General features: G+C 44.6%; 8 protein-coding genes. 2 read left to right on the forward strand and 6 right to left on the reverse strand.

Going from position 1 to position 14,153, the window contains the following annotated elements; translation table 11 throughout:
* Position 1: 1 nt before the first annotated feature.
* From recC to rmuC, 6 genes are all read right to left on the reverse strand, one after another.
* Positions 2–3,841, reverse strand: a complete 3,840-nt coding sequence (recC, locus tag K5Q73_RS20455) for an exodeoxyribonuclease V subunit gamma (RefSeq protein ID WP_220763201.1) — start codon at positions 3,839–3,841, stop codon at positions 2–4.
* A 58-nt stretch (positions 3,842–3,899) separates the two neighbouring features.
* A complete protein-coding gene (locus K5Q73_RS20460) occupies positions 3,900–5,951 on the reverse strand; it encodes a DUF3488 and DUF4129 domain-containing transglutaminase family protein (RefSeq protein ID WP_220763202.1) in 2,052 nt (683 codons plus the stop codon).
* A complete protein-coding gene (locus K5Q73_RS20465; RefSeq protein ID WP_220763203.1) occupies positions 5,948–6,940 on the reverse strand; it encodes a DUF58 domain-containing protein in 993 nt (330 codons plus the stop codon). Before K5Q73_RS20465 ends, K5Q73_RS20460 begins: the two co-directional genes overlap by 4 nt.
* A 94-nt stretch (positions 6,941–7,034) precedes the next feature.
* Positions 7,035–7,946, reverse strand: coding sequence for a MoxR family ATPase (locus K5Q73_RS20470; protein ID WP_220763212.1), 912 nt, complete (start codon positions 7,944–7,946; stop codon positions 7,035–7,037).
* A 300-nt stretch (positions 7,947–8,246) separates the two neighbouring features.
* Entirely contained in the window at positions 8,247–10,178 is a 1,932-nt protein-coding gene (locus K5Q73_RS20475) for a transglycosylase SLT domain-containing protein (RefSeq protein WP_220763220.1), read from the reverse strand.
* Positions 10,179–10,205: 27 nt separating this feature from the next.
* Positions 10,206–11,729, reverse strand: a complete 1,524-nt coding sequence (gene rmuC / locus K5Q73_RS20480; RefSeq protein WP_220763222.1) for a DNA recombination protein RmuC — start codon at positions 11,727–11,729, stop codon at positions 10,206–10,208.
* Between the two features lie 215 nt (positions 11,730–11,944).
* Here rmuC and msrP point away from each other — a divergent pair, with 215 nt between their 5' ends.
* Together msrP and msrQ are read left to right on the forward strand one after the other, a co-directional pair.
* Positions 11,945–12,967 carry a protein-methionine-sulfoxide reductase catalytic subunit MsrP gene (gene msrP / locus K5Q73_RS20485; RefSeq protein ID WP_220763224.1) on the forward strand — a complete coding sequence of 341 codons (1,023 nt, stop codon included), beginning with the start codon at positions 11,945–11,947 and terminating at the stop codon, positions 12,965–12,967.
* A gap of 59 nt (positions 12,968–13,026) precedes the next feature.
* Positions 13,027–13,680, forward strand: coding sequence for a protein-methionine-sulfoxide reductase heme-binding subunit MsrQ (msrQ, locus tag K5Q73_RS20490; protein ID WP_220763226.1), 654 nt, complete (start codon positions 13,027–13,029; stop codon positions 13,678–13,680).
* Positions 13,681–14,153 lie beyond the last annotated feature (473 nt).

Consider the following 14,153-nt stretch of genomic DNA (forward strand, 5'->3'; position numbering starts at 1 on the left):
TTCAGTTAGTCTCGCCTTTAGGCGCTGCTGCCGATGGCTGCTGTAGAACTACTGTGTCGGAGCCCGCCTCGACAAAGGTGGCTAGTTCACTGAGTTTGTCTTTGTGATACAAGCTTAAAAGTGGCTCAAGTAAACGGGTCGCCGTATTAGCAAAGGTCTGCTCAGTAAAGTCTTCCGGGAAACGATATAGACGCTGAAAGTGGGGCTCTAAGCCTTCGCCTAATTGGCTCTGTTCATCGAGCCATTGTGATTGCGCCTCGAGAAGCTTTTGTCTGTGTGTTCCTTCAGCTTCTACATAGGCCATAGCAGTACGCGGCATAAACATTAATGGCTGAACTTGGCCGAGTTTAAAGCAATAGAGCCATTGCTTAAGCTGCGTTTTTGCTTGCTCGGGTGTGATTGGCGCAAACGCATGAAAATGACCAATATCGAGTAGGTAACTAACTAGATTGGTGTTTACTATAGCTGAGCTATTTTGTTGTTGAGCATTGGCCTGAGCTTTAGTGCTACTCCCCATGGCGCATAGGCAAAGGTGGCGTAAATAGACGCGAATTAAATCCCGGCCATTGGCGGTACCTGGGCGATAGTTAACTAAGCCTTTTGCACTCAAGTCATCGATGCGACCGACAAGGTTCAGTGCTAAATCTTGATCAAGTTCCTCATCATTTTCGTCATCAAATTTTAGGTCAATATCCACCGAATGGGAGGCTTCGCCTTTTAAGTATAAACAGCGACCGATGAGCGGTTTAATATCATGCAAATATTGATTTAGGATCAGGTCATCAAAGGGCTTTAACGGTAAGTTGCCTTGCGCTTTCAATCGTTCGAGCAGCTCTTGCTGTGGGCGTTCCACGCCATTTTCGATGGCGTTATCGAGTAACGTTGCCTGCAGCTTGTAGCGCTCAAGTGCATTGAGGCTGAAGGGCTCATCGTTATCATCGGCTTGAATATCGAGCCCAAGATCAACCTTTAATGTACGGTTAAAGAAATATTGCGCAGGGTTTCTGAAGAAACGAATAAGCGCCGATAACTCCAGCTCTTCTATTTCACATCTTGTATTGCCTGTCGAATCGCTGAGAATGTTTTCGCCAAATGACTGAAGCTGTGTATGGTGGCCGATAAAACCCTTGTAGCTTCTATCTTGTGATAGCGCCTTATCGCCAGTAGTCGCGGACTGTCCAGCTTGAGACTGAACAGGAACTGGGCACCACTGAGCCGAGTAGCTTTGTTGCAGCTTAGGAGCTGAATTTGCCCTAGTTGTTGGTGCGCTATAAAGTCGCGGGTCAAAGGGTTGTAGAGGCTGCTTGCGGATCAGGTGCTTGATTACCTTTTTTTCAATTTTTTCGATAAGCAGCTGTGATGCATCGCTATCAGCCTCAAGATTATTGCTGGCTTGTAGTTCAAGAGATTGTGGCAGATAAACGAGCTGGCAATACTCAATCAGTTCAGATACCAGCATAGAAGGGATCCGCTCCGAGTCATCACGTTCGCTATTACCGATATAACTGATATAGAGTTGATCGCGAGCCGATAAAATAGCCTCAAGGAATAGGTACCTATCATCTAATCGTCGCGAGCGGTCGCCTTTTCTTGGTCCCATTTGTGCTACGAGATCGAAGCCGACTGGATGCTGAACCCGCGGGTATACGCCATCGTTCATACCTAATAAGCACACAAGTTTAAAAGGAATAGAGCGCATAGGCATTAAGGTACAGAAGTTAACACTACCGGCAAGATAGCGCTGGCCAACTCGAGATTCTGATAAACGACTGTTAAACCAATTTTGGATCACTTCTATCGTTAGTGGTGTGGTGTGGCCCGCTTCGGTCAGCTCCTCGTTGAGCTTAACGATGGCTTCGCGGATCTCTTGTCGCTGGACAATCTCGTCATCATCGACGTCATAGAAATCTTCAAGGATAGCCTCAAGCTGCGCCATGCGCTCACTTAAGCTACAGCTTTGGGCGAGTGATAGGTGCACACTGTCGAGTGCTTCGATAAAGTCGAGCAATTTACCTAATGCCTGCGCCGTTTGCCCCTCAACGCCATTAACCGACAGTCGCTGATGATAAAGCGGCACATCGTCACTAAAGCTATAACCTAAAATTAAACGCTTAATACCAAATGCCCATGAGTTTTGCTCGAACGCAGGGAGCTGGTATTCGCAGCGACTGTTTTCATCGCGTCCCCAGCGAACTCCGGCTTGCTCTAACCAGCGCTTAATAACAGCCAAACTCTCATCGTTGAGCTCGAAACGTCGAAGTACTGCAGGAACCTCTAAAATACTGAGAATATCAGTTAGGCCAAAACGGCTTTGGTTTATTTTTAGAAGATGTAAGAAGCTGGCAATAAGTGGTGACTCTTGCGCAGCGCCGCGATCGGCAATGGCATAGGGAATATAGTGACCGCCTTGTTTAGCACCAAACACCGCATCAATATAAGGGGCGTAGGCAGCAACGTCGGGCATCATGATGACGATATCTTTTGGCGCCAGCGGTGTCACGCCGTCTGCAAGTTGTTGTTTTGATAGCGGGCGAGACAACATCTCTAGCAGATGGTCGTGCAGAGTTTCAACTTCGCGCAGCGGGCTGTGACAGCTGCGAACCGTGATGGAGTCGTCGGCTCCAGAAATAACACGTCTGCCATCTAAGCTTAAGTACAGCGCAGCATCAGGCCCAAGACTCTGACCTCGAGTGGTTAGCTCTAAGATGTCGTATTGCACGCCATTTAGCATGGTCGAAGTACTGGGCGCTTGATAATAATCAAGATCGAATGCGGTATGCTCCTCGGGCAGCTCTAACAGCAAGTCGAGCAGCTCACGCCCCATCTTACCGTTGTTGGCAAGCAGTGGGTTACCCACTTCAAGTTTATCTTCCCATTCCACTTCTAACTTATGTTTATCGGCGTATTGCAGCGCCATACGTGCGCGCAGTCGCGGATCGACAATATCGCCCCAATAGTGCTGGCATGGACTTAAATTGAGCATTATCACGTCAATGCGCTTAGCTAAATAGTGCAACACATCGAGTGTTTGCGGCGCCATAGACGAGATCCCAAACACAAATAAGCGCCTCGGTAGTGCTTCAAGGCTGGTATTAGGATCATCGAGTGCATCGAATAGTGCCTGGTGTAAATTGGCGCGGTGATAGCGACTCTTACCTAAAGTGTTAGCGTTAAAGTCAATAAGCGCGCGCCATAGGATTGGCTGCCAAGCTTGAGCTGGGCTAAGTTTATCGCCATTGGGAGGCAAGGTGGGTTCATTGGCTTCCCAAGCTGTGATCCAATCAGGGCGGTAGACTAAGTATTGGTCAAATATATCGGCAATTTGGCCACAGAGCTGATAGAGTTTTAGTGGATTTTGCTCGCCTTCATCTTGCTCTTCACTCCCTTGTACCTCTTCGTTATCACCACTTAATGAGAATGAGTCTACTAGGGGAATGCCAGAATCTATACCGGCAGGTTTGACTACAGTTTCCGAGCTAGCGTTACCATTGTTTAGATAATTTGCTAAAGGGGCAAAATCTTCATCGTCGATAAGCGTTGGCAGTAACTCCATCAACTTCCACGTCATCGCCGCCTTAGTGAAGGCATTCTCTTTAGGTACATCATCTAACAGGGTGTGACAAAGCTGCCAGATAAAACTCGAGGGCAGAGGAAACTCAAGTCCCGCGGCGATATTATTCTGCCTTGCAATCTCTAATCGTAACCAGGTAGACATGCCCGGGCTCTGCACCAAAATATGCTCAGGCATTAATAATGGGCTATTGGGCAATGGGGTACGTAATTCGTTGGCTAATAGCTTAGATAACGCTTCCATTTGGTTTGATTGCACTAGATATAGCATGGCGGTCCTTTAACAACGATCCACTCGAATGGGCAGCTTACTGCCAGATTATTCCATTCTATGTGTTTGTTTTATTAAGTGCCAATCTCTGTTTAACGATATTGATTTTTAACCATCTCGATTGCCTGATAAGTAATCGAGACAAGCTTTTATAGCTAGGTTTACTGAGATTTTGATACTTAATCGTGATGAAGTATTGGGTTAACTTGTTAAAGTCTTCGGCAATGTCTGGAAAGGCCGCAGCCACTCGCTTGTTGTAATCGAGAGGACCTTCATGGTGGGCTCTAGCTAGTCCTCTTTGCCGTAGCATCTTACACACTGAGTAATAGGCATTAAGGTGTTTATCGCTTGAGCGATGGAACTGTATGAGTCCTGCACTATAAGCGATGGCTAAGCCAATAACGCTTAGGCTAATGAGTAAAAAGATGGTGAGTTTAGTTTGGGAGACTTCGCCCAACAGCTGCTTTAAAACTTTCTGTTGCTTTTGATCATTGAAGCCAAGAACCCATACACTCCAAAAATAATCGACACTGGCGAATTGCATGCGGATCTGGTTAATAAAGGGGTTGTCGCGGTAGGCAAGAGTACTAAAAGGGTTGTCCATCAGATAGGTGGATTCTGGGTCAAAAAACGCATCGAATCCTTGTTCGACACGCTCAGGTGCAATCATAGCTGTGGGATCGAAACGCACCCAGCCGCGGTTAGGTAGCCATGCTTCAACCCAAGCGTGAGCCATATATTGGTAGATGCTGTAATAACCGGCACTAGGATTAAATTCGCCTCCTTGATAACCGGTGACTAGTCGAGCAGGGATCCCTGTTGCACGGGCCATAAAGGCGAATGCACTGGCATAGTGAACGCAAAATCCGGCCTTATTATCAATCAAGAAATCATCAATTTGCTGGGTACCGACCCTAGGGGGTTGTAATGTGTAGTAATAAGGCTGTTGAGCGAAGTACTGCATCATAGCGTTAAGTCGTTGCTCATGGTTTGGGTAACTAATGGCAAACTGCTGCGCTAATGCCTGAGTTTTGGGATTCGTCCCATGTGGGAGTGCAAGATTTGTAGCTTGACTGGCGTCACTAAGTTGGCTGTCCATCACCGACTCGTTATAGCTAGTTACTTGATATAGACGCCGTTGATCTATAGGACTAGTAGCATAGAGGCTGTGATCGGCAAGCCGTTTTATACCGCGATCTTGGCTTGTCGCGACATCTAACCCAAATAGCCAGTGCTCTGCACTTGGTTCGGCGATAACTTGATAATCGATTGTTGGTGTATTTGTTTGCAATCGGTTAAGTGTGGGCGTTGAACTGGCAATGCTAGGCGATGACTGCGCTTTGATAATACTTGGGTTTTGAGTCCAATCCTTGCCGTTATAGTCTTCTAGCACGATGGCGCGCCAATAAAGCTGGTCATTGCTTGGTGCATTACCTGTAAAGGTTGCTCTAAAAGCTAAGGCGCTGGAACGGGTTAACTTACCAATGTCGCCAAAGCTCACTTTATCTGAAAGCCCCGTTTGGGCTCCATTTTGTGGTGGCACCATCCACAGTGGGGGCAAACGGGGCAGAACAAGGAACAATATAATCGCAAGAGGAAGGCTCTGTAGGATGATTTTGCTTCCTAGCAGTGCCGCATGCTTGAAATTACCTTCATCGTGGTAGAGGCTGATCAACACACAGGTATTGATAATGGTCACAATCACTAGATGAAGGCTAAATAGCAGGCTTTGCTGGTGGATAAAGGTAAACGCAATCAGGAAGTAGCCCGCTAATACGACGGCGCGTACATCACGGCGATTACGCATCTCTATGTATTTAAGTGCGTAACCTAGAATAAGCAGGTTAACCATGGCGGTAAGCACACCAATTTGGCCAGCCACCATCGCCAGCGTTGCGGCAGCGGCAAAGGCCAAGCTGGTTACTAGCCATTTAGGCGGTTTGGCGACTCGACCTAAATAGATACCAATTCGCCAGAAGATACAGATAGTGCATATCGCCAGTGACCACAGCGTGACCTGCTCATAGAGCGGAGATAAAATGGCAATATTGGCAAGCAATAACCACATTAAGGTATGGCGGGAGATCCTCTGCCGCTCTTTCTGGGTCATTGGTTATCCTTAGGCACGTGCTTAGGGTTTGGATATAAGGCAAGCTGGGTCTGAACCTTGTTTCTGTGCTGCTCGCCATGGGAGGGCTGAATCGTACTGCCACCCATTTTTAGACCAAAAACCTGTCTCTTACTACTCAGCTGCTCGGTATGCCAGGCAAGGTGGCTCAAGGCCAATTCAATATTATCGTGAGCAGGATCTAATGACAGCCACATAGGCGCGCCCTGAGGTTCTTCAAATTCTTTGGTTAACATGCCGCGTCCTTGCGCCCATTGCTTCCATGCTACCTGTTTTAACGACTCGCCGGGGGCGTACTCTTTTAACCCTTTATACTCATCAATACCTGCCACATATTTGCCAGAATCTTGCTGATCGGCGCTATGGTCTGAATTTAAATAAAGTGGATTAGGGGCGATAATGGGCTCTGCATAGACTAGCTGCGTCAGTGCTAAGTCGATATGTGACCAAGCGCGAAAAAGTCCTAGAGGATAGCGGGTTTCGATTTTGACTCTGCCTGGATGGTTAATGCCGCGATGGGCTTTGTTAAAGGTGACTAAGGCTCGAGTTTGATGTTCGTTTACCTTGTTGACGACTTCTAGAGGTTGGTTTTGAAAGTTAAGCTGAACTTCGTAAGCACTCGTTGAGCAAGATAGATTGATCGGAAAATAGATAGGCTGACCAGCTACAGTATTACTTGCTTTGCTGCTAGAGAGGGTCAATCCCGCAAGGTTTTTGTAGCTATAAATAATGCAGGTATTGAAAATGCTGAGTAGTAAGAAGCTTAAGCCCATGACCAGATTATTTTGGTAGTTGGTGCCAAATAAAAACAATAGAATCAGCAGTACAAGCCAAGCCAGACCAAAGCCCGTTGGTAAAATAAAAATACTTTTGTGACTGAGGGTTATCTGCTCTCGTGCCGGTAATCGGCGTGAGACCCAAGATTGCCACTGTCGATTGAGCTTGGTTTTAATCTTACTTTGGTTTGGCATAATCTTCTTAAACTTTACTCAGGCTTCAAAAAGCTACATAGCTATTGAGACTCGCTTTGCTAGCAAGTCCTACACCTTAAAACACGGACAAGGATTAAAGTATTGGATTGACTTTATTCAGGATTTTAGCCGATAGCGCTTCACCTTGCTGCTGAGAGAATTGCCTCATTCTATGCTCTGCCACATGGGGGAATACTGCTTGAACGTCTTCCGGTACGAGATATTTTCTACCGTGGATCATCGCCCAGGCCTTTGCCGCTTGTAGTATTGCCTTACTGGCTCTGGGAGAAAGTCCTGAACCTTGAGACTCAGCTCTAGAGGTGTTGACTAAGGCGAGAATGTATTGGAGTAGAGAGTCAGATGCACTGATTTTTTGAGTCAGTGCCTGTAACTCTTCTAGGGATAACTCGGTTAAGCATTGAGGTAAAACCGGTTCGTTTGACATGCTATCTTGCCCTTTTAGCATGGCCAGTTCAGCTTGAGGAGCTGGGTAGCCAATGGCTATTCGCATCATGAAGCGATCAAGCTGTGATTCAGGCAGGGGAAAAGTGCCTGATTGTTCACTGGGGTTTTGAGTTGCGATAACAAAAAAGGGTTGCGGTAATGAGTGGGTTTTGCCGTCGACGGTGATCTGTTGCTCCGCCATCGCTTCTAGTAACGCGCTCTGAGTCTTAGGGCTGGCGCGATTGATCTCATCGGCGAGGATCATCTGTTTAAAAATAGGACCAGGATGAAAGGTAAATTGTGATTGTTCTTTATCAAAAATAGACACACCAAGAATATCGGCTGGAAGCATGTCGCTGGTAAATTGGATCCTTTGATAGCTTAAACCCAATGTTTGCGCTAATCCTTGAGAAAGGCTGGTCTTTCCCATACCGGGAAGATCTTCAATAAGCAGGTGACCTTGAGCGAGAATACAGGTCAGAGCTAACTTAATCTGATGAGGCTTTCCCAGCAGTACGGTTTCTAGCTGCTGTAAAATAGCGCCAATATTGTCACTGTGCATATGAAGTCCTTTAAGCAAGCCATTTATTATTATTTTAGGTTCAGGTTGTTTTATTCGAATTTAGATTGCTGTATTGACTCGTTGATTTACAAGTTATAAGCGAGACAACTCTATTCTGATTCTACTATGGTGGAAAAACCGCAACCTTGCCAGAGATATGAAGTTATTTTGCGCTTGAGTAGGTTTTTAATGAGGCAGAGAAAAGCCATATAAGACTCTTGCTAGTGGCTTTAAATGTTAGATTTTTACCTCTGTTACTCTCTTATTATGACCGTGAGCAACAGAGGTAAAGTGAGCAGGTTAATAGCTAAATTTGAGCTCTTGTTCTGATAGCAGCTCAGGCTGTTTTCCTTGCTTTACTTGATAAATAACTCGGTAGCTTAGTACCGCTTGTACATATTCACGTGTTTCGCGGTAGGGAATTGACTCGATAAAACTCACGACATCGAGTTGACCGTCACTCCTTTTAAGCCAGCTATTTATACGATGAGGTCCAGCATTATAAGAGGCGGTAGCCAGTACTCTATTATGGTCAAACTGCTTAAGCAACCCACCATAATAGGCGCTGCCTAAGGCGATGTTAAGTTTAGCGTCATATAGGCTTTTGGTGCCTTTATAGGGCAGTTTGGCTTTCTTGGCTGTTTGTTTTGCCGTCGCAGGCATTAATTGCATGTAGCCTCTGGCACCAACTCCCGATGTCGCATTAGGGTAGTAGGCACTTTCTCGGCGGGAAATAGCGCGGATCTCATCGATATCCACGGCATATTTCTTACTCGCTCGATTAAAAGACTCTTGGGCAGCATAAGGGAAGCGCATTTCCATGTCGTTCCAAAGCTTAGCTTGTATGCTGGCCTGCACGCCTAAGCTATGCCACTGCTGTTCAACGGCATAAACGGCATACTCTTTCTGCATCTGTTTATTGTGTCGATTGAGTAACATTACCCATTCGGCTCTGGCATCCGATTGTTTATCAATAGCGAGTAACTCCTGTACTCGGGCGAGTCCTTTATCCTTGAATATGCTAGGTTGCAGGCTGTTATTGCTTACTGTCGCCTTATGCTGCAACTTGAAAGGTTGCTCAAGTTTAGCGGCAGCGAGATAACCATAAAAATTACGTTTTTGGCTGAGCTCTTCTAACAATATCTTTGATTGCTGTAGGCTTTGTTCGGTATTTTTAGCGGCTAACACAGTGGCACGCCAATATTGCCAGCGGGCTGTATTTTGTTTTTGCTCGCTTAGCAGGGGTAAAAATTGTTTAAAGCTGTGTTGATCATTATCTCGAAGAGCCCAGCGCAGACGCATTTCGACTAAGTCATCGCTATCGAGTAAGGGCAAGATGGTGTCAGCATAGCTTTGCAATTCGGGTACTTGATAAATCAGCGCTCTTCTGACCAGATAGCGGCTGAGTTTTCTTCCTTGATAATCACTGAAGCGATCGGCTTTTTGATAAGCGGCGAACAGTTTAACTGCTCGTTTTAGATCTTTCTTAGCTAATTTTCTTAAGCCCAAATCTACAATGGTGGCATTGATTTTAGCTGAGCCGCTGAATTTTGACTTATGACGTAGGCTGCGAGGATCTTTATAAACCGCAAGCAAGCGTTTCGCATCATCTTTATTACTGGTTAATTGGCGAGAAAGGTAAGAGAGCAGTCCATATTGTCCCTGCTCAAAACTAAGTAGCATACGGGACCAAATTAACTCTTGGGTACGAAGGCCGGCTTTTTGCCACTCTCTAAACAAGGGATCGCACTCTTCTGGACGAGAACGACCATACAGCCATAGAGATTTTGCGCCATCGAAAGCTATTTTCTTATTACCTTGCTGTAACTGGGCTCGGTAAAAGTAGCACTGTAGGGCGACATTGTTTGGCACCTCTGGGCTGACAATTAGGAAGTCTTGCCAGCGTTTTTGACTGCCGCTGCGCTTTAGGTAGCGATAGCGAGCGGTGTTATACAAGGGGCTGCCTTCGAAGACTGCAAATTCTTGTTTGGCTTGCTTAGCTGGAAGCTTCAGAATGTCCTTGATTTTATGATGAAAATCAAGGTAGATGGTGAGAGGGTAATCATCCAGCTCACCTCTAAGAGATTGGTAACGATTTAATTGCTGTTTTTTTAGCGCGGTTCTTGCGTCTAAATATTGCTGCTGCTCTTGCGTCAATGAGGAAGCAACAACTGAGGAGGATGCAAATACTGCTATTACCCCGATTAAAATGCGACTTAACTGCTTGTGCATTTGTAATTATCCCCCTAACAATCCCTATTAAGAAATTTTTTCGGTATTCATGGTTAATTCGTCATGATGAAAATCATCACCCGATAAGCTTAGCGCTTTATCTAGAAGTTGGGCATCCACTTTTTTACTGGTTTCTACACCAAGTTGCTGCATCTGGTGAGCTTGACGGATAACGTTACCTTTACCCGTAGATAACTTGTTCATTGCGTTGCTAAAGTTTTTATCTGCAGATTCTATTGCCCGGCCCAGTTTCTCCATATCGTCCAGATATCCACACAATTTGTCGTAGATCCTGCCTGCTTGCTTGGCAATCAACTGGGCATTTTGATTTTGGTATTCGTAGCGCCATATATTGTTAATGGTTCGCAGTGCCACCAATAAGTTGGTTGGGCTGACGAGCATAATATTGCTCTCGAGAGCATAGTTTACCAAGCTAGGATCATGCTCGAGTGCTAAAAGAAATGCTGGCTCTAACGGAATAAACATCAAAACATAATCTAGGCTCTTTAAACCATGTAGCTTTTGATAATCTTTTTGACTTAAGCCCTTAATATGACCTCTAACAGAGATAATATGTTCTTTAATCGCTTGAGCACGTACGGCTTCATCATCGCTGTTAAAGTATCTCTCGTAAGCCACGAGAGACATCTTAGCGTCGATAACCACGTCTTTATTTTCTGGTAAATGAACAATCACATCGGGCTTAAAGCGCTTACCGATTTCATTTTTGAGATCAGTCTGAGTATCGTATTCATGACCTTCTCTTAGACCACTTTCTTGCAAGACACGTTCAAGAATGACTTCGCCCCAGTTACCTTGCTGCTTATTGTCACCCTTAAGTGCTTTGGTTAGGTTAACAGCGTCTTGGCTCATCTTTAAATTAAGTTCGGTTAATGAGTCGAGCTGATGTTTCAGTGCACTGCGCTGAGTCTGCTCATGTGAGTATGAAGCTTGAACTTGGGCTCTAAAGCCCTCTAGTTGCTGTTTGAACGGAGCCAGTACATTGTCTAATTGTTGATTATTCTGGCTTTGCAGCTTTTCACTTCTAGATTCAAAGATTTTAGTGGCTAAATTTTCAAACTGAGCGTTGAGGCGCACCTCTGAATCTTCCAGTAGTTGGATCTTATCATTGAGCGCTTGTTGCTTGGCTTCGAAGCTGGCGCTAATCGTTTGCTGCATGGCATTAGACTTTGATAATGCCAGTTGTGTTTCCATCTGTTTGCGCTGGTTTTCGCTTAGCGACTGCTCAAGTTCAAGGGTACGCTCAGCTTGGGCTTGGGCTTTGCCTAATTGCTCTAAACGGAACTCTAATTTGTCTTGATATTGATCTATCACTAATTCTTTTTGATGAATGGTTTCTTTTAGCTCAAGAATGTCACCATTAAGCTCTAGTTTGGTTTGTTCCATTTCATCCAATAATTGGCTTCGTGCCTGCTCCCATCGACTACGGGTCTTTTTTTGATTAAAGAGCGCGCCAATTAGCATAGATAGAAAGGCTATAGCGACGATAATAACAATTTGGAGGGTGGAGAAGGCTAAGTCTAATGGCATGTGAGAAGGCTCTTAACATGAAAAATGAATCCTTAGGGTGTCACGGCAGTTTAGACACTGCAAGCTTAACGAAGCGATTGGTAAAGTAAGTGCTGCAGACATAGGCAGCTGTTAAATAAATGTAACTGCGAAGAGGTTGAAACCTTTTTATCATTTTGTCGGTCTGATTAGTTAAGTGGAATGGATTAGCCTACAACCTAGGGTGGTGTTAGCGCATGAATATAAGAAAAACTGTCGCATGGAACAAATTTAAAGAAGGTGATATTACTCCTGAAGAGGTCTATCAAGATCGTAGACAAATTTTAAAACAGCTAGGCTTTGTTGGCGCGGGAGCATTACTGTCTTCCCATGCAAATGCTGGAATATTTGATCTATTTTCAAGTGATGAGCAAAAAGCGGCTTTTTTGACCAAGGCGTTATCCTTTGAAAAACAAACTGAGTACGATCATCTTCTTTATGGCGAGTTAACCCCTGAATCGAAGATTATTTCTCACAATAATTTCTTTGAATTTGGTACCAGCAAGACAGATCCTCAAGAAAATGCTCAGGAGCTGAAAGTCGATCCTTGGAAGTTAATTATTGATGGTGAAGTCGATAAGCCTATGACGCTGGATTATGACGATCTGCTCAGCTTGTTTCCTTTAGAGGAGCGGATCTATAATTTTCGCTGTGTGGAAGCCTGGTCTATGGTGATCCCTTGGGTGGGATTTTCGCTAGCTGCACTGCTTAAAAAAGTCGGCGTAAACAGCAAAGCAAAATATGTGGCTTTTGAAACCTTGTACGATCCGGAGCAGATGCCGGGTCAGAAAAATTCTTATGTGGGTGGTGGAATTCATTACCCTTACGTTGAGGGGTTAACGTTAGCTGAGGCGATGAACGATCTTACATTTATGTCAGTCGGGCTATACGGTAAAACACTGCCACCGCAAAATGGTGCACCTATTCGATTGGTTGTGCCCTGGAAGTACGGTTTCAAGAGTATTAAGTCGGTAGTGCGTATTCGTCTGACAGATAAGCAGCCGCCCACATCTTGGAATCGACTTGCCCCTAGTGAATATGGCTTTTTTGCCAATGTTAATCCTGCAGTTGATCATCCAAGGTGGTCCCAGGCTTCGGAACGAAGAATTGCACAGGGAGGCTTATTCTCTGCCAAACGGATCCCAACACTGCCTTTTAATGGCTATGGAGAGTCTGTTGCTGGCCTATATAGCGGCATGGATCTGAAGCGATTTTATTAATGGAATGGGTACTTAAGAAATGACTCTAGTCGTTAAGATAGCATCTGAGGGAGACGATTATGAGCTCGACTAGCCGCCGTCTGTTTTGGCTAAAAGCACTATTTCACCTCATTGGGCTTATCCCTATCGTTTACTTAGTTCTCAAGGTGTTGAGTGATAATGCGGGCGGTGATCCTGTGCAGTATATTATCCACTTTACTGGCACTGGAGCGCTTAACGCGTTAGCTGCAACCTTGCTTATATCGCCAATAGCCAAGAAATTTAAATTAGGGATATTATTGCAAACTCGTCGTTTAGTGGGCTTGTACGTGTTTAGCTATGCTAGTTTGCATGTGTTCGCTTTCTTTAGCTTAGATTTACTGTTTGCTTGGTCATTGTTTTTTGAAGAGGTGCTCAAGCGTCCTTACATACTTGTTGGCGCGACAGCTTATATCTTGTTATCGGCGTTAGCTATTACCTCGTTTAAATCGGTTCGACGAACAATGGGAAAACGCTGGCAACGACTGCATAACTCTATTTATCTTATTGCTGTATTAGTTCCGGTTCATTTTTATTGGTCTGTTAAATCTGAAATTATTGAACCTAGCCTATACCTGATATTTTTTACTGCATTACTTGGAATTAGACTTAACAAAATTAAAAGTTGGACGCCGACAGTTTTAAAATATTTCAGTGCTTTTTCGAGTAAGGGCAGAGGTAAGAGTGATCCTTGATTGTAATTTTAACACTATGCATGTTCTGAATATTTCTAGCGTCAGCAATGATAATTAAAATATTCGCATCTTAGCTTATTCTTTAAGTCTGATATTCTGTGTGACAATCGAAATAGAGTAGTAGGCTGGGAGAAAACATAAATTTCACGACATAATCAGGCACTGTAGAACACGGAATTAACAGTAAATTGGTCGATAAAAAGTTGGTGGAAGTGAGCCATTGAGCGAACTCTAACATCACTTTAGCGCAGCAACTACCTTGCGAGAGTGTTTGGAGCTAGAGTCTATGTAGCATAACATTCAAGTGCTATCGGCAGGATAATTACAAGTTGAATTGGGATGTGTTATTAGAGTGAATAACTTATTGCAAATTTAGCCCATCCATAGGCTATAAATCTGTAGTTAGATGAGGTTAAAAAGCATAAAGACCCTATTCAGTCACTCATAATCAACTATTTTTAATCAGCCAGTTA

This window comes from Shewanella sp. MBTL60-112-B2, assembly GCF_019655055.1.
Taxonomy (GTDB): Bacteria; Pseudomonadota; Gammaproteobacteria; order Enterobacterales; family Shewanellaceae; genus Shewanella.